The following is a 20824-nucleotide window of genomic DNA, read 5'->3' on the forward strand; positions in this document are numbered from 1 at the left end:
TCGGATGGACCCTCATCCGACCCGACTTCGTCGGGCCACCTTCTCCCGCGAGCGGGAGAAGGGAGAAACCGCCTTACGCTGTCGCGTCGTCCTGATGGTGGCGCTCGGCGTGGTGATGACGGCGGCGCGCCTCCTCGTAATCCTCATCGAGGTCCTCGTCGCGGTCGCGCATGTGGTGGCGTCCGTGGCGACGGCGGCCGGTCACGCCGCGGAACACGGCGCGGGCCAGAGTGCGCAGCGGCGAGGTGAGCCGCGTCACATCCTCGATCCGCTCGATCACCGCCTCGCTGCGCGACAGCTCGCGGTCGAGCGCCGCCTTGGTGCGGCAGAGATCGACGTCGCTGTCCTCGAACCAGACGCCGAGCACGCGCCACCAGGCGATGGCGAGGCCCTGCAGCTTCAGGGCGCCGAGCGCGCCTTCGCTGTCGATGTCGGCCGCCTCGAGCATGAAGCGCATCGAATTGACGGTCTCGCGATTGAGCGCCGCCGCCGCCAGCGGATCGGTCGACGCCCATTGCGAGATCGCCTCCAGCGCGTTGCGATAGGGCTCCAGCGCCTCGAGCCGGCGCAGCAGCACGTCATAGAGCCGCTCCTTGGCCGGCTCGGCGGCGTAGCGGCCGGAAAAATCCTCCAGCACCTGCCGGTCGATCTTGCGCGAGAAGGACGCCAGCACCGCGCCCTTGGACGGGAAGCAATCGCGGAAATCGGCGAGCGAGACGCCAGCCTCATGGGCGATGTCGGCGATCGCTATATCCTCGAAGGCGCGCCGCCCGGCGAGCCGCATCAGCGCCTCGACGATCCTGTCGCGCATCGAGCCGTTCGCCGATTTGGTCTCGGCCCCCGTGTCGGTGGTTTTGTCGTTCGTCGTCATCGCCGCCTCCTGAGCTCCGCTCGCGACTATACGTAACTTGGTTAATCTAGAGCGTTTTCGCCAAATCGGAAGCCTGCTCTCGCTCGGCGGGCGCGGAAAATTGCGCGCCGCATCAGCCGGACAATTCCTCGGCGCGCCGCCGCGCCGCCGCCACGGCGCGAGCGAGGAGCGGCGCGAGCCCGTCCTCAGCCATCAGAACAGCCAGGGCCGCCGCCGTGGTGCCGCCGGGCGAGGTGACATTTTCCCGCAAGGTCGCGGGCGAGAGGTCCCCGCTCTGCCGCAGCAATTCGCCGGCGCCGGCGACCGTGGCGCGCGCGAGACGCGCCGCGATTTCCTCGGGCAGGCCGGCCTCGACGCCGGCCTTGGTGAGACATTCGACGAAATGGAACACATAGGCCGGGCCGGAGCCGGAGACGGCGGTCACCGCATCGATCAGCGCCTCGCTCTCGATCCATTCCACCTCGCCGACAGCGCCGAGCAGCGCCGAAGCGAGCCCGCGCCGCCCGTCGTCGACCGCGGGACAAGCGAAAGCGCCGGAAATGCCGCGACCGATCGAAGCCGGCGTGTTGGGCATCGCGCGCACGATCATCTTCGCCGCCGGCAGGCGGGCGACGAGATCGGCGACGCGCTTGCCGGCGAGAATCGACAGCACGAGCGTGTCGGGACCGGCGTCGGCGACAAGCGACGGCGCGACGGCGTCCAGCATCTGCGGCTTGATCGCCAGCACCAGCGCCTCGGCCGGCGCGCGCGTCGGCGGATTGAGCCGGAAGCCGCGCGCAGCCGCGAGCGCCGTGACCTCGCGAGAGGCCTGCGGCTCGACAATGGCGACGCCCTCCCCCGAGAGGCCCTGCGCCGCCCAGCCCTGGAGCAGCGCCGCTCCCATTTTTCCGGCCCCGACCAGGGTGATGGAGCCGGGCAATCCGACAAAAGCGCTCACGCCTCTCCCTTGGTCTCGAAATTCGCGGTCTCCAGCGCTTCCTTGGCGCCCTTGCCGGCCCAGAGCACGAACTGGAACGCCTGATAATAGCGCTCGCAGGTCTCGAGCGCACGGTCGAGCAGCGCCGCGCATTGCAGGCCCGAGGGCTGCGCGCCGCCGGCGAGCAGCAGGCTCTGGCGATGCATCACCACGCCTTCGCTCGGCCACAAGTCGAAATGGCCGACCCAGAGCTGCTCGTTGATGGTGCGGATCAGCGACTGCGCCTCGGCGCGCCGGCGCTCCGGCACGCGCAGATCGAAAGCGCAGCTCACATGCAGAGTCTCGAGCTCGCCGAGCCAGGTGAAGGCCACATGATAATCGGTCCACCCGCCCGCGACCGAGATCGAGATCTCGTCTTCATCGTCGCGATCGAACGACCAGTCGTTGCTGGTGGCCAATTGCTCCACGATGTCGACGGGATGCCGGGGGCGGTCGAAGTCTTTATCCGGTGCGATCAACATGATGAGCGAAACCTATGTGAGGGTCGTCTGACGCGGCGACGGACACTTATGGACGGCGACGCTGAACGCATGCAGGCGAGCCGAGGCTCCCGCTGGTCTCGACACAGGGCCGGGTGAAACGAATCACCCGAGCCTGGTCACTATACTCCACCCGCTTGAATCGCCGCCGATTTTCAGCATCGACCGAAGCGCGCCGCGACTGCGGCGTCATTTGCCGCACAGTGGTGGATTCGGCCGCGCCGGTCTACTGGCGCAGCCGCCCCTTCCACAAGCTGAAGCTTTTCGCGCTGCAAAAGACATAGGATAAGTCTCGCCTGCGCGGCTTGCGTGGGGCTGCGCCGCGCTAAGGGTCAGGGCATCATCACCACGGTCGTTCCGACATTGACGCGCTCATAGAGGTCGACCACATCCTCGTTGAGCATGCGGATGCAACCATAGGAGGCGGCGGTGCCGACCGAGGCGCGCATCTTGTGCGTGGTGCCGTGGATCGCCACCTGGTTGCGGTCGAGCGTCAGCGCCCGCACGCCCATCGGGTTATGCGGCGAGCCGCCACGAATGAAGTCGGGCAGCTCGGGGTGGTCGCGCTTGACCACCGTCGGCGGGACCCAGTCCGGATTGACATATTTGCCGTCGATGTGAGCGTAGCCGGACCATTCCTTGCCGGACTTCGGCACCGCCACCGGATAGCGGATGGCCGTGCCATTGCCCATGACGAGGAACAAGCTGCGCTGGCGGGCGCTGATGACCACCGTGCCCGCCTCCACGCCGGGATTGTAGGCGACGACATTGCGCGCCGCGCCCGTCCCGGGCAGAGCGACGAGGCCAGCGGCGAGCGAGGCTCCCGCCATCATGCCGCGCGCCGCCCCCGTGGCGCGCGAGATACGCGAAAAACGCTGAACGAACGAGATCAACATGGCTCCATACCTTCTCCAGGGTGGCGCTGAGTGCGACATGTAGCGGCAGTGTTGCTACGGCCACCCTTACGTAGGCGCGATCCTACAGTTGCGGTTATGGTTTAACACTAAGAACTGGTTAAGCGAGTGCGTCAGATCACAGCCAATCGGGCGCCGCCGCCGCTCCCTCTTGCGCGCGAGCGCCCGCTCGAGGCATGACGGGCCATGGAGACACCGCCTCCGACGCCCCTGATCTTCGATCGCCGCCTGCTGCGCCGACGTCTCGCCCGCGCCCTGCGCGGCGCGGCGCCCGACTTTCTGATGCTGCGCGCCGCCGACGATCTCGCCGACCGGCTCGCCGGCATAAAGCGCGACTTTCCGCGCTCGCTGGACCTCTGCTCCCCCGCGCCGCATTTCACCGCCGCCGTCCTCGCGAGCGGGCGGCCAGCGCCCCTGCGCGCGGCGCTTCTGCCGGCGCCCGACGTCGCCGTGGTCGCCGAGGAGGAGGCCCTACCCTTCGCCCCCGCCTCCTTCGATCTCGTCGTCTCCGGCCTCGCCCTGCAATGGGTCAACGATCTGCCCGGAGCGCTCGCGCAAGTGCGGCGCATGCTCGCGCCGGACGGGCTGTTTCTGGCCTGTTTTCCGGGCGGAGCGAGCCTGATCGAGCTGCGCGCCGCGCTCATTCAGGCGGAGGGGGAGATTTGCGGCGGCGCCAGTCCGCGCGTGTCGCCCTTCGTCGATCTGCGCGATCTCGGCGGGCTGCTGCAACGCGCCGGCTTCGCTCTGCCGGTCACCGACGTCGACAGCTTCACGCTGCGCTATGATTCGATGTTCGCGTTGTTGTCCGAACTGCGCGCCATGGGCGCCGCCAATATCCTCGTCGAGCGCTCGCGCAAGCCGCTGCGCCGCGCCGTGCTGCTGCGCGCCGCCGAAATTTACGCGGAACGCTTCAGCGACCCCGACGGGCGCGTGCGCGCGACGATCGAGTTCGTCTGGCTCTCCGGCTGGGCGCCGCATGAGAGCCAGCAGAAGCCGCTGCAGCCCGGCACGGCGAAGATGCGGCTCGCCGACGCGTTGAAACGACCGTCGGGAGAGTGACTTAGGGCCTCGCCGCCACGGTCGCTCGAATTTTCCGGGTTGCGCTAATCGGCGACGACGATGACTTATCATTCCGCCGATCGTTTCGAAACGCCGGCTCGCCCTGGAGCCCCCGCTATGAAAGTCGAGCTGACGTCCGACGCCGCCGACTGGGTGCGAGACGTGATGGCTGCGGGACGCTTCTCCAGCGCCGAGGATGCGCTCCGCGACTATCGCAGCATCCTCCGATGAGCCCAGCCCAAGCAGCCACCTCTGTGTCGTCCATATCATTCACGGCGGCCGCGACGTCGAAGCACTCTTTCGCACGGACTCGGCACGGGAGGACTGACGCTCGAGCGCGTTCCGATCGAACGGAATTCGCTCAAACAAAAGCATTCTAGAGCGCCATAGAATTCGCCGGCCGCACCGTGCTATAGACAAAAATCATCCATGAGGTCGCCATGTCGCAATCCGACGCCGCCAAGCCCTCGCTCGCCGGCGCCACGCGCGCCGAGCTGGCCGAGGCGCTGCGCGCCATCGACACGCCCGAGCGCGAGATCCGCATGCGCGTCGCGCAGCTCTGGCATTGGATCTATTTCCGCGGCGCGCGCGACTTCGCCGATATGTCCAATGTCTCGAAGATCGTGCGCGGCAAGCTGGCCGAGCGCTTCGGCCTCGCTTTGCCGGAGGTCGTCGCCGAGCAGGTCTCGACCGACGGCACGCGCAAATGGCTGCTGCGGCTCGATCCCGTCGACGCCGCCGACAAAGGCGCGGAGATCGAATGCGTCTATATTCCCGAGAGCGACCGCGGCACGCTCTGCGTTTCGAGCCAGGTCGGCTGCACGCTCAACTGCAGCTTCTGCCACACCGGCACGCAGAAGCTGGTGCGCAACCTCTCGACGCGCGAAATCATCGCCCAGCTGCTCGTCGCCCGCATGCGCCTCGGCGACTTCCCCGGCCTCGAGCCCCCGACGGACGGGCTCGTCCCCTCGGGCCCGGATGTGCGCGCCGTCTCCAATATCGTCTTCATGGGCATGGGCGAGCCGCTCTATAATCTGGAGCAGGTCGAGAACGCCATCGAGATTCTGTCGGACGGCGACGGGCTGTCGCTGTCGAAGCGCCGCATCACCGTCTCCACCTCCGGCGTCGTGCCGCAGATCGAGCGATTGGGCGCCGAATGCGGGCCGATGCTGGCCATCTCGCTGCACGCCGTGCGCGACGAGCTGCGCAACGAGCTGGTGCCGCTCAACAAGAAATATCCGATCCGGCAATTGCTCGACGCCTGCCGCGACTATCCCGGCGCGTCCAATGCGCGTCGCATCACCTTCGAATATGTGATGCTGAAGGGCGTGAACGACAGCCCGGCCGAGGCGCGCGAGCTGGTGCGGCTGCTCAAGGGCATTCCGGCCAAGATCAACCTCATTCCCTTCAATCCCTGGCCGGGCGCGCCTTATGAATGCTCGGACTGGGAGACGATCGAGCGCTTCTCCGACATCGTGTTCAACGCCGGCTATGCGAGCCCGGTGCGCACGCCGCGCGGCCGCGACATTCTCGCCGCCTGCGGCCAGCTGAAGAGCGAGACCGAGAAGCTGCGCGCCAGGGCGCGGCTGGCGGTGGAATAGAGCCGCGCCTCTAGAGAGCGAGCCTTCAGGCTCGCATCTTCAGAACCGTCGAACCCGCGCCCTACCCCTCGATCTCCTCGCGCTTGATCTCGATCTCGAGCCAGCTCTCCTCCGCCGCCGCCAGCTCCGCCTCCAGCTTGGCGAACAGCTTGGTCGCCTCGGCGAATTTCGCCGGGTCGCGCGCATAGAGGTTCGGATCGTCGATGATCTTCTGCAGCTTCTCTTTCTTGCCCCGCAGTTCCTCCATCTTCGCCGGCAGGGTCGCGAGCGCATGCTGCTCGGCGAATGAGAGGCGCGCCTTCGCGGCGGGCTTCGGCTTGGGCGCCGCCTTCGCCTTTTCCTCCCCGCGCTGCGTCGCCGCCGCAGTCCGCGCCTGCACGCCCTCGCCGCGCTGCGCCAGCATGTCCGAATAGCCGCCGGCATATTCGATCCAGCGGCCGTTCCCTTCCGACATCAGCACCGAGGTGGCGATGCGGTCGAGAAAATCGCGGTCATGGCTGACGACGATCAGCGTTCCCGGATAATCGGCGAGCATTTCCTCGAGCATGTCCAATGTCTCGAGATCGAGATCATTGGTCGGTTCGTCGAGCACCAGGAGATTGGAGGGCAGCGCCAGCGCGCGCGCCAGCAGCAGACGGCCGCGCTCGCCGCCGGAGAGCTTGCCGATCGGCGTGCGCGCCTGCTCCGGCGCGAACAGAAAGTCCCGCATATAGCCGATGACATGCTTGCGCTCGCCATTGATCTCGACGAAATCCGAGCCGCCGCCGGTGAGCGCGTCCTTCAGCGTCGTCTGCGGATCGAGGCTGGCGCGGCTCTGATCGAGCGTCGCCATCGCCAGAGACGCGCCGAGCTTCACCTGGCCGCTGTCGGGCGGCAGCGCGCCGGTCAAGAGCTTCACCAATGTCGTCTTGCCCGCGCCATTGGCGCCGACGAGGCCGAGCCGATCGCCGCGCATGACGCGAGTCGAAAAATTCTCGACGATGACGCGCTCGCCGAAGGTTTTCGCAATGCCCCGCGCCTCGACCACCAGAGCGCCGGAGAGCTGCGCCTCGCTGGCCTCGAGCTTCACATCGCCCTGCGCGCCGACATGGCGCCGCCGGGCGACCCGCAGCTCCGTGAGGCCGGCGAGCCGGCGCTGATTGCGCTTGCGCCGCCCGGTCACGCCATGGCGCAGCCAATGCTCCTCCTCGACAATTTTGCGATCGAGCTTGTGCTGCTGCTTCTCCTCCTCCTCGAGCTCGCGGTCGCGCCAGGCCTCGAACTCCTTGAAGCCGCGCGAGAGATAGCGCGTCCGCCCGCGATCCAGCCAGACAGTGGAGCGCGTCAGATTTTCGAGGAAGCGGCGATCATGGCTGATGACGACGATCGCCGAACGCAGACTGGCGAGCCGCTCCTCGAGCCAGAGAATCGCGGGAAGATCGAGATGATTGGTCGGCTCGTCGAGCAGCAGAATATCGGGCTCGGGCGCGAGCGCGCGGGCGAGCGCGGCGCGCCGCCCCTCCCCGCCCGAGAGCTGGCGCGGATTTTCCTCGCCGGTGAGTCCGAGCTCGAGCAGCAGCGCCTTGGCGATATGCGGATCATCGGTCGGGCCCAGCCCCTCGACCACATAATCGAGCGTGGTGGCGAAGCGCGAGAGATCGGGCTCCTGCGGCAGATAGCGCAGGCTCGCGCCCGGCTGCACAAAGCGCGCTCCGCCATCCGCCTCGACTTCGCCGGCGGCGATCTTCAGCAGCGTGGATTTACCCGAGCCATTGCGGCCGACGAGGCAGACGCGCTCGCCCGGCGCGACGGCGAGGTCCGCGGATTCGAGCAGCGGCTTGCCGCCGAGCGTGAGCGCGATGGCTTGGAGCGACAGGAGCGGAGGAGCGGCCATTGGTCCTTGGCGGTGAGCGGAGCGAGGCCGACAGCGGGCGTTCGGCTGAGCCGTGTTTTATAGGATGTGGGAGCAAAGGCCAGCGGGGACGAAAAGGGGGAGCGAAATGCGGAGCGTGACCAGGAAAAGAGTTCGCCGAAACACCCAACGCCGAGGCGATCCGATGACGCGGAGAGAGAAAGGCGGCGTGAGTAAAGAGACCTTCGACGACTTCCTCGCCGGCCAAGGCGTGTTGGAAACCTGCGAAGATCACGCGATCATGGAGTTGCTCGCCGAATCGATTGCTTAAAATACGCTTAGCCCAGAACAGTTGGCCGTCATTGCGAGCGGAGCGAAGCAATCCAGAGCCGCGGGGCGGCTCCTGATTCGAGATAGGCGCTGAGCCGAAGCCATGCGCGTTCAATCACGCGAGAGTTCAAACTTTGAAAAGGAATTACCCTCCATGCTTGAGCATATTTGGATTTGCGCGTGCTGCGGTCGACAGCAAAACGGCCTTCCACTCGACTTTTTCGCCTCGGCGCCGGATCAATGGTTCACCATCCCTGAGGATCGCCTGAGCAACCCCGGCAACCGGCTCGACGAAAATCTCTGCATGATCGGCGGCAAGGACTTTTTCGTCCGGGGCTGCGTCGAAATCCCCATCGTCGACCATGAGAAGAAGTTCATTTTCGGCCTATGGGTCTCGGTGGCGGAAGACAATTTCAAGCGCGTGCTCGACTTGTGGACCGCGGATGTCGAGAACGAGCCGCCAATTTTCGGCCTGCTCTGCAACGACGTGAGCCTCTACCCGCCGACTCTCGGACTGAAGACGAGCGTTCGCCTGAGAAACAACAATCAGCGACCGGCAATCATACTGGAACCGACCGATCATCCTTTCGCGATCGCTCAACAAAACGGCGTCTCATTGGCGAAGATCGAGGAAATGGTCGCAACTCTGTTGCCGCATCGCTGAGAACCCGATCAGAAATTGGTTGATCGACCTCGCGGCCTCCGATTCCTTTGGGTTGCAACAACTCCAAATATGCCAAAACGCAACGAACACGGGCAGCGTGTTGGCTTTGCCAACACCCGATCGTCTTTATCAACAGCTCTCATGAGCGCTCAATTGGACGAGCAGAAATGTCGCAGGGTGAGGACGCAGAATCGGAGCGAAGGCACTATTCGTACGTAGTGACATTGCGGGTTCGCCACTCCGACATTGACCCGCGAGACATAACGGCAGCTCTTGGCATTGAGCCGGAATGGACGTGGCGCGCGGGTGAAGCGAGGAGAACCCGTGTCGGGACACCGCTAAGCGGCGTTTATAAGCTCAGCTATTGGTACGCGACTCTTTGCGAAGCGGAATACCGCGAGCGAGGCTTGGTCGAGGCACTAAACGAATTGCTCGACCGTCTTTCGCCGTTCAGAGAATATTTCAAGTCAATCCGAAGCACAGGCGGACATATCGAGTTTTTCATCGGCTGGACGTTTTATCACAACAGTGGCGAGGTATTTGAGCCCGAGCTGTTGGCAAGATTAGCCGACCTTCACATTGCCCTATCACTGGACGTCTATAATGGTGGTTCCGAAACATAGGCACACAAATATCAAAGGTTTTGCAAGCGCTATTTTTCTCGAATCTGAATAACTGTTTCGGGTCATGAGCCGACGATCTGCCCCCTCACCTTACCTCCGCCAGCACCGCCCCCGCCCGCAAGAACCGCGTCGGATCGACCGGCTCGCCGTCGATGCGCACCTCGTAATGCAGATGCGGCCCGGTCGAGCGCCCCGTCGAGCCGATGCGGCCGACGACGGCGCCCGCCTCCAGCGGCTGGCCGACGCTGGCGAGGATGCTGGAGAGATGCGCGTAGCGGGTGACGAGGCCGGCGCCATGGTCGATCTCGACCATCTGCCCATAGCCGCCGCTGGGCCCCGCGAAGGCGACGACGCCCGCCGCCGTCGCCCGCACCGGCGCGCCGTAATCGTCACGCAGATCGACGCCCGTGTGCAGCGCCGGACGGCCGAAGAACGGATCGGTGCGATAGCCGAAGCTCGAGGTGAGCTCCAATTCGCCGGCGAGCGGCTTGCGCAAAGGCACGCTCGGCAGCGCCTTGCGCAGTCCGTCCAGCGTCGCCGCCGCATCCTGGACAGCGAATAATTCGCGCTCGAACAAGAGATCGCTCATGCGCCGCTCCGCCGGCACATAGGGCCCGCCGACGAAGGCGGCGGCGGCGGATTTGCGGACGAATCGCTCGGGCGGCAGGCCGGCCGCGTCGAAAGCGCCGCGCAGCTTGCGCGCCGCGGCGCGCACCGGCTCGACGAGCCGCGCCACGCGCATCGTCTGCTCGCGCTCGATGCGATCCATCGAGGCGGCGAGGCGGTCGATGCGCTCCTCGAGCGGCGCGCCAGCGGCGGGCGCGGCGGGGACCGCCGCATCCACCTGCTTCTTCGGCGGCGCCGCGTGCGCGTCGTCGGGATGGAGACGCAGCTCCATGCCGCCGGGCTCGGGCTTGCCGGAGGCGGCCGGGGCGCTGGGACTCGCGGGCGGCGCCGGCGCGGCGACGCGCGCACGGCCGGCGGATGCAGCGGTCTTGTCCTCGCCGGCGACGCCCTCGACGAGCCGCGCGACAACCGCGGCGCGCGTCTCCAGCGTCGCCTGGCGCAGCACCAGCGCGCGCAGCTTGCTCTCGACATCGTCCTGATCGGCGAATTGGCGGCTGGTGGCCTGATCGAGCCGCAGCCGCAGCGCCGCCAGGCGGTCCTCATAAGCGTAGCGCATCTGCGCCTGCCGATCGCCGAGATCGGCGAGCATGTCGTCGCGAAACGCGAAGAAGGCGGCGGCTCCGGGGAGAACGACGCAGGCGACGACCAGCGTGAGGCCGAGGGCGAGCGCTCCGGCGGCCCCGAGCTCGATTCGCCGGCGACAAGAGCCGAGCGAGAGATCGAAAGCGAGCGGGACGGATCGGGGCGTTTGGTCTTGGTCTCGCATGCGCATGTTCCGGCCGGGCTCATCCCGGCGCATCGATCCGAAATTTCCCGCCCGCGCGGGTTCGGGGCGAATAGACGGCATTAAGGTTAACGCTCTCCAAACACGGCCCTAAGGGCCGTCCGCGAGCCGATGGAGAAAGACGCGAGCGACGGTCTTGATTGCGCGCGCCGACGCGTGCTATCTGGCGCAACCGCGGCGAAGGCGCGCCTTCGCTACGCCCCTGGAGAGGTGGCAGAGTGGTTGAATGCACCGCACTCGAAATGCGGCATACGGGCAACCGTATCGGGGGTTCAAATCCCTCCCTCTCCGCCAGCCCTCGAAGCCGAAAGAAGCTTGCCGGTCAATCGATGCTTGCACTCCTGGTGGAGTATGAGCTCGTAGCCTCATTCTGGCGCAGCATTCGCTACAACGAGGCTGCGCACTCATGACGGAACAAGCGCATAGCCATGCCTAGAGAATAGTTTTGAGACAAATATGAAAACATTTGTAGAATTTCGTTCTTTAAAATTTCCTCCATACGATCGGGAGGAGCATGAAATGAATCCTGGTTTATGGGGTAACAGATTAGCGGAATACATTTCTCAAAAACTCAAAGAGCGCGACATTATAATCATAGACATAATTATCGAAGATTGGGGTTGCTATCTCCCCATTCAAAACGACAATTTTCGATTGGCTCTGTGCTGCGGACATCAATATGGTGATGATGATCAATTTGTAATATTCACAGACCCCAAAACGACCAAAATTAGAAAGTTTTTACAAGTAATTGATACAACCCAGCAACTCACCAAGCTAACAAATGCAGTAAAAGAGATTCTGGAAAACGACCCCGACATCCATGATATAAAATGGCGCGAGCCATAACGGTTCTTGTGGCTTCGGGTTTTTGCATGAGAAATTTTGCGTGCTTGGCGAACATCGCGCCGCCAAACTCGGAAATCCTATCGAGGCCCGCGTCAAACGCGCGCCTGCGGCTCACGATAGGCTCTGATCGAGCGCGAAGGGCGCGAAGCGTCGCCCCCCTCACCCCGCCCCGAGGACGCGCTCCGCCAGCCAATAGGCGCCGAAACAGGCGATAACGGCGGATAGGACGCGGACGAGGCGCGGGCTGCGCACGCCGGAGCTGAAAATCCTGTCGATCAGCAGCAGCAGCGGCATGAACGCGAGCACCACGCCGATCTGTCCGGCCTCGACGCCGATGTTGAAGCTCGCCAGCGCCGGGACAATGGCGCGCTGCGGCACGCCGATCTCGACGAGCCCGCTCGCGAAGGCGAAACCATGCAGAAAGCCGAAGGCGAAAGTGTCACGCCATCGGCCATCGACCTTCGACGTGAAGAAATTCTCCAGCGCGACATAGATAATCGACGCCGCCACCGCGACCTCCACCCAGTGGCTCGGCAGATCGACGAGCTGCAGCGCCGCGAGCGACAGCGTCACCGAATGCGAGATGGTGAAAGCGGTCACCAGCTTCACCACCGGAAGCACGCGCGTCGCCCAGAGCATCACGGCGATGAGAAAGCACAAATGATCATAGCCGGTGACGATGTGCTCGACGCCGGCGGCGAAGAATTTCGGCGCGAGCTCCCAGGGGGAGAGCAGCGGCTTGGAGAGATCGATCGGCGCATCGCCGGGGAAGATCATCACCTGACCCGGCGCCGGCTCGGCGCCCGCGCGCTGCGCCTCGGTCAGCCTCGACTCGTCGATCGGCTCGCCCATGCCGACGAGATGCTTGGCGCGCCGTCCCTGCGCCTCCAGCAGGCGGAACGGATCGTAGAAAATCTGTCCCTCCACGCCGCTGCAATCCATGCGCAGCACGACCTTGGAGTCGCGCGGATTGATCGGATCGGCGCCGACCGAGACGACCGCGCTCGAACATTTGTCGCCGCCTTCGTTGCGCAGATCGACGCGGCTGCGGATGAACTCCCCCATCATCCGTTCGATCACGCCGGGCTCGGTGAGATCGACATCGGCGCCGGGCTTGTTATCGGCGAACATGCGCTCGATGTCGGTCGCCAGAAATCCGACCTCGAGGCGATAGCGCTCCTCCCCTTCCGGCGCGATGCGGCTGCTGGAAATATCCGCCGTATGCGCGCTCGCTGCGGACGCGAATGCGAGCGCCGCTGTCAGCATCGCAAGAAGTCTCGTGGCCCGCCGCGCCAGTCCCGCCGCCATTTCCGCCGCCTCCCTTGACGTCGTGCGAGCGCACGGCGTATGCAATAAATTAAGATTGTGCATATCAAAGCGGCAAACACAAGCAGCGACGACGGCAAGCCTCGCGAGGCTCGGGCGAAGAGCGCCGGAGCAGCGAAGGGCGACGCCTTGCCCGCGCTCCGAAGGCCGCATAGCATCGATGAGAACGACGCCGGTTGCGGCGCATTTTGAAACGACGAGCAAGGCGTCGGCGAGCATGACACGAGTCGAACATCGGCGGGCTTCACACGAACTTTCCGAACCGCGCAGGACGATGATGCAGCGCGTTCGCGCGCTGGCGATTCTGGCGCTCGCGGCGGCGCCGATCGCGTCCGCCTTCGCCCTTCCCCATCCGCCGCCGATGCAGGCCGGCCCCGCGATCTCACGCGTCCATGCGATCGTCGTGCGCACCTTTCCCGCGCAGAACGGCGTCGCCGCCGCCAGCACGATCGGCAAGGTGGAAGTGTGGTACGACGCAGGAATTCGCGACGCTTTCGCGGCGCTCGCGGTGATCAGCGCGGCGGGCGCGCGCGTCGACAAGCGCGACGCCGCGATCGACAAATCCGATCCGAGCCATGTCTCCGTCGGCGTCGAGCCTTTGACGCCCGGCAAATATACCGCACGCTATCGCGCGCTCTCGGCCGACGGCCATCTCGTCAGCGGCGCCTGGGAGTTCGAGGTGAGCCCGTAGCGCGCGGCCATGCTTCGTGACAAACAAAAAGCGAGAGCGTCATGCTCTCCACGGGAAGGAAGCGTGAGCGATGAACTCGAATCTGCGGCTGAACTTGCTGTTGCTCGCCGGCATCGGCCTCGTCATCGGCCTCAATGTCGCGGGCTTCTCCTATTCCTATTGGGGGCCCTCGTTCAATCTGATGTGGAATGATTTTTTGAACGCCAATTTCTATCGTCCAGCGGTCAAGGCCGGCGACCGCACCATGGCCGATTGCCTCAAGGTCAGCGACTTCTATTCGGCGCGTCTCACCACTTATTTCCTCGCCGATTCCGACGACAACGCCGGCGGAGCGATCGACGACATGAGCCGATATTCCGAGCTCTGCGACCGCGTGCCGGGAACCGGACGAGCGATCTTTTCCGTCACGCTGATGGAAGAGGACGTGCGCAGCCTGCCCGTCGGCCTGTCCTTCTACAAATTGGATCAGAAGGGCGCGCGCGAGCTCCTCAATTCCGTGCCGGCCAAGCCACACCCCGCCGGCTTCGTGACCTTGGACTCGCCGCTCTCGCACCGCGGCAAATATGTTCTCGAGCTCGCCTTCGGCGAGGGCAAGAGCGCGGAAGACAAGATCGAAATGCCGATCTCGGTCGGGCAGTGATCAGCTCGGTCGCTTGCGCGCGCGCTTCTGCCGCCATCGCAGCACGCCCGTTGCGAAGAGGACGAGCGGCGCCGCGCCGACCAGCAGCATGAGCGGCCGGCCGATCACGCCGAACGCCTCGCCGCTGTGCAGCGGAAACAGCCATTCCAGCACTCTCTCGCCGGCGGAGAAATCGCCGCGGTCCTGCACCTGCAGAATGCGGCCGCTATATTGGTCGACGCCGGCATTTCTGTAGGTCTTGGTGCGATTGGGCTCGTCATCCGATTGCTTGCCGACGACATAGACGCCCTCCGGCCCGCTCGGCAGCAATATCCAATGCAGCCTTCCGCCCGGAAGCGCTTTGTCCGCCGCGGCGACCGCGGCGTCGAGGCCGATCGGCGCGGCGCCGGCGTCGATGCTCGAGCGGCCGAAGTCCGGCTCGGCGCGCACCGGCGAGAACAGGCTCGTCGCTGCGCGCGTCATGGGCTTGAAGATCATGGCGACGCCGGTGAGCAGCGTCACCAGCAGAATGGCGGAAAAATACAGGCCGACGCTGCGATGCGCGTCATAGGCGATCCGCTCCTGGCTCGCGCCCCATTTGATTTTCAGGCCCAGCCGCCAATCGCCATTGCGCGGTCGCCACAGAAAGAGGCCGATGAGAATGGAGACGAAGACGGCGACGCCGAGAGCGCCGATCAGAAAAGCATTGGCGACGCCGAGCAGCAGCGTCCAATGAAAGGCCATCAGGATCGGCACGAAGGGCTGCGACAGCTGATCCTCGCCATGCAGCAGAAGCCGCTGTCCGGTGACCTTGGCGCGATAGGGATCGACGAAGATCTGATGGACATCGGTCTCGAGATCGTCGGTCTCGACGAGATAATTGATCGCGGCCGCGGCGCGCGCGTGACGCGGCGTCGTCAGCCGCTCGGGCTTGGCGTCCGGCGGCATTGCGGCGATCGCCGCCGCGAACATTTCGTCGAGCGTGCGTGCGGTCGCCTCCGCCGGCGGATCGACACGCATCATCGGCGCATTCAGCCATTCGTCTATGTCCTCGCGAAAAGCGAGAAGACCGCCGCTGAGCGCGACGACGACGAAGACCGCGCCGCCGAAGAGGCCGATCATGCGATGGATCGACAGAAGGATTTTACGCGCGACCTCTCGCCGACGCATCAGAACCGGCTCCGTTTCGGCAATGCGGCGCGCGAGGCGTCGCCGAGCAATGGGAGCGATTTCGGCGCGCCTTGTCAACTTGCTCGCACGCGCGAGACGCCTATGATGCGCCGATGTGCGGACGGTTCACGCAAGCCTACACATGGTCGGAGGTCGAGGCCTTCCTGAACCTCCTCGGCCCGCCGCGCAATCTGCGGCCGCGCTATAATATCGCGCCCACCACGATGATCGACGTCGCGCGCGCCGGCGCCGGCGGACGCGAGCTCGTCTCGATGCGCTGGGGTCTCGTTCCCTCCTGGTGGAAGAAGCCGCTGCGCGAGCTGCCCTCGACCTTCAACGCGCGCGCCGAGACGGTCGCCACGAAGCCGATGTTCCGCGCCGCGCTCGAGGCGCGCCGCTGCCTCATTCCGGCGAGCGGCTTTTATGAATGGACGGGAAAGCCGGGCGCGAAAACGCCGCATTATTTCTCCGCGCCGGATGGCGCGCCGCTCGTCTTCGCGGGGCTTTGGGACGAGTGGCGCGACGGCGACAGCAGCGAGAATATTCTGTCTGCGACGATCATCGTCGGCGCCGCCAATGAATGGATGGCGCAATTTCACGAGCGCATGCCGGCGCTGCTCGCGCCAGCGGATTTCGACGCCTGGCTCGGCGGCGACGCGCCCGCCGCGCTGCTGCGCCCGGCGCGCGCGGACGCCTTGCGCGAATGGATCGTCTCGTCGCGCGTCAATCGCTCCGGCGCCGACGACGATGATCCGACGCTGCTCGCGCCTCGGTAGGCCCGGCAGCCAAGCTCGCGATCCTCGAAACCGACGCATTTTTCGGATCAATCGCACGGATGAGATGCGATAGCGGTGTGAGCCGATGACGGGGATGAAAGGGCGAGCCTGAAGGCTCGCTCTTCAAGCCGGGACAAGCCCGGCCATGACGGCCCTCTGGACAAAGTGATTCCCTTCACATGCTTGCGACAGGAGCGTCGATGAATCAGCCGCGTGATCGTCTCCAGCATCTCGACATGCTGCGCGGGCTCTGCGCGCTCGGCGTGGTCGTCAGCCATGCGCGCGCGCTGCTGATCGTCCCCTATGCCGAGGCGCAGCAGCGCGGGCCGGGCGAGCTGCTGCTGTTCACGCTCGGCGGCCTCGGCCATGAATGCGTGATCGTCTTCTTCGTGCTCAGCGGGTTTTTCGTCGGCGGCTCGGCGTTCGCCGCGATGCGCGAGCAACGTTTCTCCTGGGGCGACTATGGCGCCGCGCGGCTCTCGCGTCTTTGGACCGTGCTGGTTCCGGCCTTGATCCTCACCGCGGCGCTCGACGCCGCCGGCGCCGCTCTCGGTCCGCCCGGCGCCTATGACGGCACCCTGGACGCGATCATCCCGAGCGGTCCGACGCAAGCTGCGCCCGCCGATCATTCGCTCGCGACCTTCTTCGGCAATCTATTCTTCCTGCAGACCGTGGCGACGCCGGTGTTCGGCTCAAACCGCCCACTGTGGAGCCTTTCCAACGAAGCCTGCTATTATCTCGCCTTTCCGCTCATCGCTTTCGGCCTGCTGCGCGGCCTCGGCAAGGCGCGCATCGCTTATTCGGCTGCGGGCCTCCTCGTGCTCGCCCTGGCGCCGAAGGAGATGGCCCTCCTCGGACTTCCCTGGCTCGCTGGCGCTTTCGCCGCCGCTCATCCGGCGACGCGCTCGCCGCTGCGCGCGATTCTCGCCACGGCTGCGACAGTCGCGGCGATCGGCTTCGCCCATGCGTCGCGCACGCTCGCGAGCGACATATTGCTCGGCTGCGTCGTCGCCTTGTGGCTGCGCGATCTCGCGCGCCTTCCCCCGCTCGGCGGCCTCTATGCGCGCGCCGCCGCCGGGCTCTCGGAAATTTCCTACACGCTCTACGCCGTGCATTATCCGCTGATGCTGGCGCTGTGGTTCGCGCTGCTCGCGCCCGCGCATCGGCAGCCGGGAGCGGCGGCGCTCGCGCAAATGGCCATGTTCATCGTCGCCGCGCTCGTCTATGCGACAGCCGTGTGGTTCGTCTTCGAACGCCGCACCGATACGGCGCGACGCGCCCTGAAGCGCCTCATGCTTCAATCATCGACCAATGTGAGCGGCGGGCAGACCTCTTCCAGCGATTTGCGCTCAGCGGCGACGCCCCAGCGCCATTCGACCAAGGCCGCGCCGACCATCAGGGCGGCGCCGAAGGCATAGCCTTCGAAGACGTTCCAGCGCAGCCCCGTCCCGATCAGCGTCGCGAACAGCCAGGGACTGACGACGCCGCCGAGCGCCGTGCCGACCGCATAGAAAATGGCGATCACAATGGCCCGGATCTCGAGCGGAAAGGTTTCGCTGACGGTGAGATAGGCCGCGCTCGCCGCGGCCGACGCGAAGAAGAAGACGACCATCCAGCCGAATGTCTGCTGACCGACGGTCAGCAGCCCCTGCGCGAACAGCGCGCCGACAATGAGCAGCGTGACGCCGGAGACGGCATAGGTCGCGGTGATCATCACCCGGCGTCCGAGACTGTCGAAAAAATGCCCGAGCAGCAGCGGACCGAGGAAATTGCCGGCGGCGAGCGGCAGAATATGGAGGCCGACCGCCTCCGGCGGGACGCCGTAGAAATCGGTTAGCACCAGCGCATAGGTGAAGAAGACGGCGTTGTAGAGAAAGGCCTGCGACGCCATGAGGCTCAGCGCCACCAGCGTGCGCTGCGGATAGAGTTTGAGCAGCGCCCGCGCAATGTCCCCGATCGGCGTATGGCCGCGCGCGTGCAGCCGCACCACCGGCCATGACGGATCGCGGCGCGCCTCATGACCGATGGTTTGCCGCTCGATCGAAGCGACGATCTTTTCGGCCTCATCCTCGAAGCCGTGCAGCATCAGCCAACGCGGACTCTCCGGCAGCCAGCGCCGCATGAGCAGGATCACGGTTCCGAGCACGGCGCCGATCATGAAGGCGGCGCGCCAGCCGAGCGCGGGGTCGAGCTGGTCGAGCAGAACGAAGGAGCCCGCCGCGCCGGCCGCGGCGCCGATCCAGAAGCTGCCGTTGATGACGAGATCGGTCCACCCGCGAACGCGGGCGGGAATGAGCTCCTGAATGGTGGAGCTGACCGCCGCATATTCGCCGCCGATGCCGGCGCCGACGAGAAAGCGGAAGAGGATGAAGCTGGCGGCGTCCCAGGAGACGGCGGTCGCCGCCGTGGCGAGGAGATAGATCGCCAATGTGATGAAGAACAGCCGGCGCCGGCCGAGCCTGTCGGTCAGCCAGCCGAACAGCAGTGCGCCGAGCACGGCGCCGAGAAGATAGGCGCTGCTGGCGACGCCGACCTCGACGCTGGTGAGGCGAAGGCCCGCTTCCTCCCGCAGCACGCCCGCCACGGCGCCGGCGAGGCTCACCTCGAGGCCGTCGAGAATCCAGGTCACCCCTAGCGCGACGACGACGAGCGTGTGGAATCGCCCCCAAGGCAGCGCGTCGAGCCGCGCGGGAATGGTCGATTCGATGACGGCGCTCGTCGCTCTGTCACGCATGTCCGCCTCGCCTCTCCACTCCGCAGTGGAATCGGTGAAGGATAAGATCACCAACCCTCGTCCTGAGGAGCCGCCGCAGGCGGCGTCTCGAAGGACGGCCGTGGGACGAAATCTAAAGGCTTCTCCCCGTTGCCGTCCTTCGAGACGCCCGCTTCGCGGGCTCCTCAGGACGAGGGTCAGGGATATGGTCCTTCACCCGATTGCCCTGCTCCACCCCGGGCGCGGCCGGACGCCGCGTCGCGGGCAGGATAGAGAAACGATTGGCGGACAAAAACGGCGAAAAGAACGGCCGTTTCCGTGATGCGGGCGAGGTTGACTTGACCGGCGGGTTCGGTTCATCCTGCCACGGTCACGTGGTTCTTTGAGCCGGCCGGCTTGCCGCCACGTAAAACAACGCGCTAAAAGGCCGGGTTTCCTCGTGAAATCCGCTTTTTTCGCCACGGCGCCACGCGCCGCAGGGGAGACGACGATCCATGAGCTCAGAACGAAAACCATTGCGGCCTGCGACGCAGCTCGTTCACGGCGGCGGCGTCCGCTCGCAGTTCGGCGAATTGTCCGAGGCCTTGTTCCTCACGCAGAGCTTCGCCTATCCGACGATGGAGGCGGCCGAGGCGCGCTTCAAGGGCGAGGACCCGGGCTTCATCTATTCGCGCTTCTCCAATCCGACCGTCGCCATGTTCGAGAAGCGCATGGCGCTGCTCGAGGGGGCGGAGGCCGCGCGCGCCACGGCGAGCGGCATGGCCGCCGTCACCGCCGCTCTGCTCGCGCAATTGCGCGCCGGCGACCATATCGTCTCGGCCCGCGCTCTGTTCGGCTCCTGCCTCTATGTGGTCGAGGATCTGCTGCCGCGTTTCGGCGTCGCCTCGACGCTCGTCGACGGCTCGGATCTCGCGCAGTGGAAGGCCGCGGTCCGCAAGGAGACCAAGCTGCTCTTCCTCGAGAGCCCGACCAATCCCGGCCTCGAGGTCTATGACATTCGCGCCATCGCGAACATCGCGCATGAGGCCGGCGCGCGCCTCGTCGTCGACAACGTGTTCGCGACGCCGCTGCTGCAGAAGCCGTTCGAGCTCGGCGCCGATGTCGTCGTCTATTCGGCGACCAAGCATATCGACGGTCAGGGCCGCTGCCTCGGCGGCGTGATCCTCGCCTCGCAGGCGCTGATCGAGGAGAGCATTCATAATTTTCTGCGCCAGACCGGGCCGGCTCTGTCGCCCTTCAACGCCTGGACCATGCTGAAAGCGCTGGAGACGCTGCCGCTGCGCGTCGCGCAGCAGACCGCGAGCGCCGCCCGCATCGCCGATTTCCTCGCCGAGCAGAAGGGGATCGCCCGCGTGCTCTATCCGTTCCGGCCCGATCATCCGCAGGCGGAGCTGGCGCGCCGGCAGATGTCGGGCGGCGGCACCCTCGTCAGCTTCGATGTCGAAGGCGGCAAGGAAGCCGCATTCCGCTTCGCCAATGCGCTGGAGGTCGTGAAAATCTCCAATAATCTCGGCGACGCCAAGAGCCTCGTCACCCATCCGGCGACGACGACGCATCAGCGGCTGACGCCCGAGGCGCGAGCGCGCATCGGCGTCGGCGACGGCATGCTGCGTCTGTCGGTCGGGCTCGAGGATATCGAGGATCTGCTCACTGACCTCGAATACGGACTATCCGCGGCGTCTCGACGCGGCTGAGACAGTGCGAGAGGCCGCGCGGACGCATCGCCTCTGCGCGGCGGCGGGAACGGGCGCTGGCGGCGATGAGCTCTTCCTCGACAGCGAGGTCGGCGCGCTCGTCGGAGCGCGCGACCGCCGCGCCGGCTCGCCACAGCTTGACCTTTTCGGCCAAGGCATAGGACGAGGCGAGCAGCAGCGTCAGCGCCTCGAGGCTCGCGCCTCCCAGAAGTTCAGATTGCAGCATC

At 65.7% G+C, this 20824-nt stretch carries 20 protein-coding genes, 1 tRNA gene, 1 pseudogene and 1 riboswitch; of the genes and pseudogenes, 12 read left to right on the top strand and 10 right to left on the bottom strand.

Features of this window, described 5'->3' with window-relative positions; genetic code table 11:
* Positions 1–73 precede the first annotated feature (73 nt).
* The 4 genes from CQW49_RS02880 to CQW49_RS02895 all read right to left on the bottom strand — a co-directional run bounded on the left by CQW49_RS02880 (position 74) and on the right by CQW49_RS02895 (position 3222).
* Positions 74–871, bottom strand: coding sequence for a TetR/AcrR family transcriptional regulator (locus CQW49_RS02880; RefSeq protein WP_003612429.1), 798 nt, complete (start codon positions 869–871; stop codon positions 74–76).
* A 112-nt stretch (positions 872–983) separates the two neighbouring features.
* Positions 984–1808, bottom strand: a complete 825-nt coding sequence (gene proC / locus CQW49_RS02885; RefSeq protein WP_003612427.1) for a pyrroline-5-carboxylate reductase — start codon at positions 1806–1808, stop codon at positions 984–986.
* Positions 1805–2308 (bottom strand): type III secretion system chaperone family protein, encoded by a 504-nt coding sequence (locus tag CQW49_RS02890; RefSeq protein WP_003612425.1) that lies wholly within the window; start codon positions 2306–2308, stop codon positions 1805–1807. The genes proC and CQW49_RS02890 overlap by 4 nt, the downstream gene beginning before the upstream one ends.
* A gap of 350 nt (positions 2309–2658) precedes the next feature.
* Positions 2659–3222 carry a L,D-transpeptidase gene (locus CQW49_RS02895; RefSeq protein ID WP_003612422.1) on the bottom strand — a complete coding sequence of 188 codons (564 nt, stop codon included), beginning with the start codon at positions 3220–3222 and terminating at the stop codon, positions 2659–2661.
* Positions 3223–3426: 204 nt separating this feature from the next.
* On the opposite strand from CQW49_RS02895, the gene CQW49_RS02900 reads away from it, so the two are divergent.
* Positions 3427–4299: a methyltransferase domain-containing protein gene (locus tag CQW49_RS02900; protein ID WP_003612420.1), complete on the top strand. Its 873-nt coding sequence runs from the start codon at positions 3427–3429 to the stop codon at positions 4297–4299.
* Positions 4300–4739: 440 nt separating this feature from the next.
* Entirely contained in the window at positions 4740–5900 is a 1161-nt protein-coding gene (rlmN, locus tag CQW49_RS02905; RefSeq protein ID WP_003612416.1) for a dual-specificity RNA methyltransferase RlmN, read from the top strand.
* Between the two features lie 61 nt (positions 5901–5961).
* On the opposite strand, the gene CQW49_RS02910 is transcribed toward rlmN, so the two are convergent.
* On the bottom strand, positions 5962–7773 hold the full coding sequence (locus CQW49_RS02910; RefSeq protein WP_003612414.1) for an ABC-F family ATP-binding cassette domain-containing protein: 1812 nt from the start codon (positions 7771–7773) through the stop codon (positions 5962–5964).
* Positions 7774–7936: 163 nt separating this feature from the next.
* On the opposite strand from CQW49_RS02910, the gene CQW49_RS26015 reads away from it, so the two are divergent.
* From CQW49_RS26015 to CQW49_RS02920, 3 genes are all read left to right on the top strand, one after another.
* Entirely contained in the window at positions 7937–8062 is a 126-nt protein-coding gene (locus CQW49_RS26015; RefSeq protein ID WP_003612412.1) for a hypothetical protein, read from the top strand.
* 102 nt (positions 8063–8164) lie between these two features.
* A complete protein-coding gene (locus CQW49_RS02915) occupies positions 8165–8725 on the top strand; it encodes a DUF2199 domain-containing protein (RefSeq protein WP_081735654.1) in 561 nt (186 codons plus the stop codon).
* 167 nt (positions 8726–8892) lie between these two features.
* Positions 8893–9348 (top strand): DUF4279 domain-containing protein, encoded by a 456-nt coding sequence (locus CQW49_RS02920; RefSeq protein ID WP_081735653.1) that lies wholly within the window; start codon positions 8893–8895, stop codon positions 9346–9348.
* 85 nt (positions 9349–9433) lie between these two features.
* Here CQW49_RS02920 and CQW49_RS02925 read toward each other — a convergent pair whose 3' ends face one another.
* Positions 9434–10741 carry a M23 family metallopeptidase gene (locus CQW49_RS02925; RefSeq protein ID WP_157926059.1) on the bottom strand — a complete coding sequence of 436 codons (1308 nt, stop codon included), beginning with the start codon at positions 10739–10741 and terminating at the stop codon, positions 9434–9436.
* A 222-nt stretch (positions 10742–10963) separates the two neighbouring features.
* Here CQW49_RS02925 and CQW49_RS02930 point away from each other — a divergent pair.
* Both CQW49_RS02930 and CQW49_RS24290 read left to right on the top strand, forming a co-directional pair.
* A tRNA-Ser gene (locus CQW49_RS02930) sits at positions 10964–11053 on the top strand.
* Between the two features lie 162 nt (positions 11054–11215).
* Positions 11216–11608: a hypothetical protein gene (locus CQW49_RS24290; RefSeq protein WP_155931216.1), complete on the top strand. Its 393-nt coding sequence runs from the start codon at positions 11216–11218 to the stop codon at positions 11606–11608.
* 159 nt (positions 11609–11767) lie between these two features.
* Here the strand turns inward: CQW49_RS24290 and CQW49_RS02935 are convergent, their stop codons facing one another.
* Positions 11768–12874: a HupE/UreJ family protein gene (locus CQW49_RS02935; protein WP_040566249.1), complete on the bottom strand. Its 1107-nt coding sequence runs from the start codon at positions 12872–12874 to the stop codon at positions 11768–11770.
* A gap of 334 nt (positions 12875–13208) precedes the next feature.
* On the opposite strand from CQW49_RS02935, the gene CQW49_RS02940 reads away from it, so the two are divergent.
* Positions 13209–13625, top strand: a complete 417-nt coding sequence (locus tag CQW49_RS02940) for a copper resistance CopC family protein (RefSeq protein ID WP_024749324.1) — start codon at positions 13209–13211, stop codon at positions 13623–13625.
* Positions 13626–13695: 70 nt separating this feature from the next.
* Positions 13696–14265, top strand: coding sequence for a hypothetical protein (locus tag CQW49_RS02945; protein ID WP_003614976.1), 570 nt, complete (start codon positions 13696–13698; stop codon positions 14263–14265).
* On the opposite strand, the gene CQW49_RS02950 is transcribed toward CQW49_RS02945, so the two are convergent.
* The gene (locus tag CQW49_RS02950) at positions 14266–15414 is read right to left on the bottom strand and encodes a PepSY-associated TM helix domain-containing protein (protein ID WP_003614973.1); all 1149 of its coding nucleotides are present in this window, start codon (positions 15412–15414) and stop codon (positions 14266–14268) included.
* A gap of 113 nt (positions 15415–15527) precedes the next feature.
* Here CQW49_RS02950 and CQW49_RS02955 point away from each other — a divergent pair, with 113 nt between their 5' ends.
* Positions 15528–16190, top strand: coding sequence for an SOS response-associated peptidase (locus CQW49_RS02955; RefSeq protein ID WP_003614971.1), 663 nt, complete (start codon positions 15528–15530; stop codon positions 16188–16190).
* Positions 16191–16426: 236 nt separating this feature from the next.
* Positions 16427–17380, top strand: a pseudogene (locus CQW49_RS25370) (acyltransferase family protein); the annotation flags it as partial.
* 107 nt (positions 17381–17487) lie between these two features.
* On the opposite strand, the gene CQW49_RS02965 reads toward CQW49_RS25370, so the two are convergent.
* Complete coding sequence (locus CQW49_RS02965; protein WP_040566589.1) at positions 17488–18924, bottom strand: MFS transporter; 1437 nt, start codon at positions 18922–18924, stop codon at positions 17488–17490.
* A gap of 343 nt (positions 18925–19267) precedes the next feature.
* Positions 19268–19346, top strand: a riboswitch (SAM riboswitch).
* A 51-nt stretch (positions 19347–19397) separates the two neighbouring features.
* Here CQW49_RS02965 and CQW49_RS02970 point away from each other — a divergent pair.
* Complete coding sequence (locus CQW49_RS02970) at positions 19398–20597, top strand: O-succinylhomoserine sulfhydrylase (RefSeq protein ID WP_003614965.1); 1200 nt, start codon at positions 19398–19400, stop codon at positions 20595–20597.
* Here CQW49_RS02970 and CQW49_RS02975 read toward each other — a convergent pair.
* A complete protein-coding gene (locus tag CQW49_RS02975; RefSeq protein WP_003614963.1) occupies positions 20551–20823 on the bottom strand; it encodes a hypothetical protein in 273 nt (90 codons plus the stop codon). The two genes, CQW49_RS02970 and CQW49_RS02975, sit on opposite strands and share 47 nt — an antisense overlap.
* Between the last annotated feature and the right edge of the window lies 1 nt (position 20824).

The sequence above is a fragment of the Methylosinus trichosporium OB3b genome (assembly GCF_002752655.1).
Lineage (GTDB): Bacteria > Pseudomonadota > Alphaproteobacteria > Rhizobiales > Beijerinckiaceae > Methylosinus > Methylosinus trichosporium.

What these genes read in the sequence shown, in the direction of transcription:
- CQW49_RS02880 (WP_003612429.1), bottom strand. Translation starts at nt 871, where the DNA reads ATGACGACGAACGACAAAACCACCGACACGGGGGCCGAGACCAAATCG.
- CQW49_RS02890 (WP_003612425.1), bottom strand. Translation starts at nt 2,308, where the DNA reads ATGTTGATCGCACCGGATAAAGACTTCGACCGCCCCCGGCATCCCGTC.
- CQW49_RS02895 (WP_003612422.1), bottom strand. Translation starts at nt 3,222, where the DNA reads ATGTTGATCTCGTTCGTTCAGCGTTTTTCGCGTATCTCGCGCGCCACG.
- CQW49_RS02900 (WP_003612420.1), top strand. Translation starts at nt 3,427, where the DNA reads ATGGAGACACCGCCTCCGACGCCCCTGATCTTCGATCGCCGCCTGCTG.
- rlmN (WP_003612416.1), top strand. Translation starts at nt 4,740, where the DNA reads ATGTCGCAATCCGACGCCGCCAAGCCCTCGCTCGCCGGCGCCACGCGC.
- CQW49_RS02910 (WP_003612414.1), bottom strand. Translation starts at nt 7,773, where the DNA reads ATGGCCGCTCCTCCGCTCCTGTCGCTCCAAGCCATCGCGCTCACGCTC.
- CQW49_RS26015 (WP_003612412.1), top strand. Translation starts at nt 7,937, where the DNA reads ATGACGCGGAGAGAGAAAGGCGGCGTGAGTAAAGAGACCTTCGACGAC.
- CQW49_RS02915 (WP_081735654.1), top strand. Translation starts at nt 8,165, where the DNA reads ATGCGCGTTCAATCACGCGAGAGTTCAAACTTTGAAAAGGAATTACCC.
- CQW49_RS02920 (WP_081735653.1), top strand. Translation starts at nt 8,893, where the DNA reads ATGTCGCAGGGTGAGGACGCAGAATCGGAGCGAAGGCACTATTCGTAC.
- CQW49_RS02925 (WP_157926059.1), bottom strand. Translation starts at nt 10,741, where the DNA reads ATGCGAGACCAAGACCAAACGCCCCGATCCGTCCCGCTCGCTTTCGAT.
- CQW49_RS24290 (WP_155931216.1), top strand. Translation starts at nt 11,216, where the DNA reads ATGAAAACATTTGTAGAATTTCGTTCTTTAAAATTTCCTCCATACGAT.
- CQW49_RS02935 (WP_040566249.1), bottom strand. Translation starts at nt 12,874, where the DNA reads ATGCTGACAGCGGCGCTCGCATTCGCGTCCGCAGCGAGCGCGCATACG.
- CQW49_RS02940 (WP_024749324.1), top strand. Translation starts at nt 13,209, where the DNA reads ATGATGCAGCGCGTTCGCGCGCTGGCGATTCTGGCGCTCGCGGCGGCG.
- CQW49_RS02945 (WP_003614976.1), top strand. Translation starts at nt 13,696, where the DNA reads ATGAACTCGAATCTGCGGCTGAACTTGCTGTTGCTCGCCGGCATCGGC.
- CQW49_RS02950 (WP_003614973.1), bottom strand. Translation starts at nt 15,414, where the DNA reads ATGCGTCGGCGAGAGGTCGCGCGTAAAATCCTTCTGTCGATCCATCGC.
- CQW49_RS02955 (WP_003614971.1), top strand. Translation starts at nt 15,528, where the DNA reads ATGTGCGGACGGTTCACGCAAGCCTACACATGGTCGGAGGTCGAGGCC.
- CQW49_RS02965 (WP_040566589.1), bottom strand. Translation starts at nt 18,924, where the DNA reads ATGCGTGACAGAGCGACGAGCGCCGTCATCGAATCGACCATTCCCGCG.
- CQW49_RS02970 (WP_003614965.1), top strand. Translation starts at nt 19,398, where the DNA reads ATGAGCTCAGAACGAAAACCATTGCGGCCTGCGACGCAGCTCGTTCAC.
- CQW49_RS02975 (WP_003614963.1), bottom strand. Translation starts at nt 20,823, where the DNA reads ATGCTGCAATCTGAACTTCTGGGAGGCGCGAGCCTCGAGGCGCTGACG.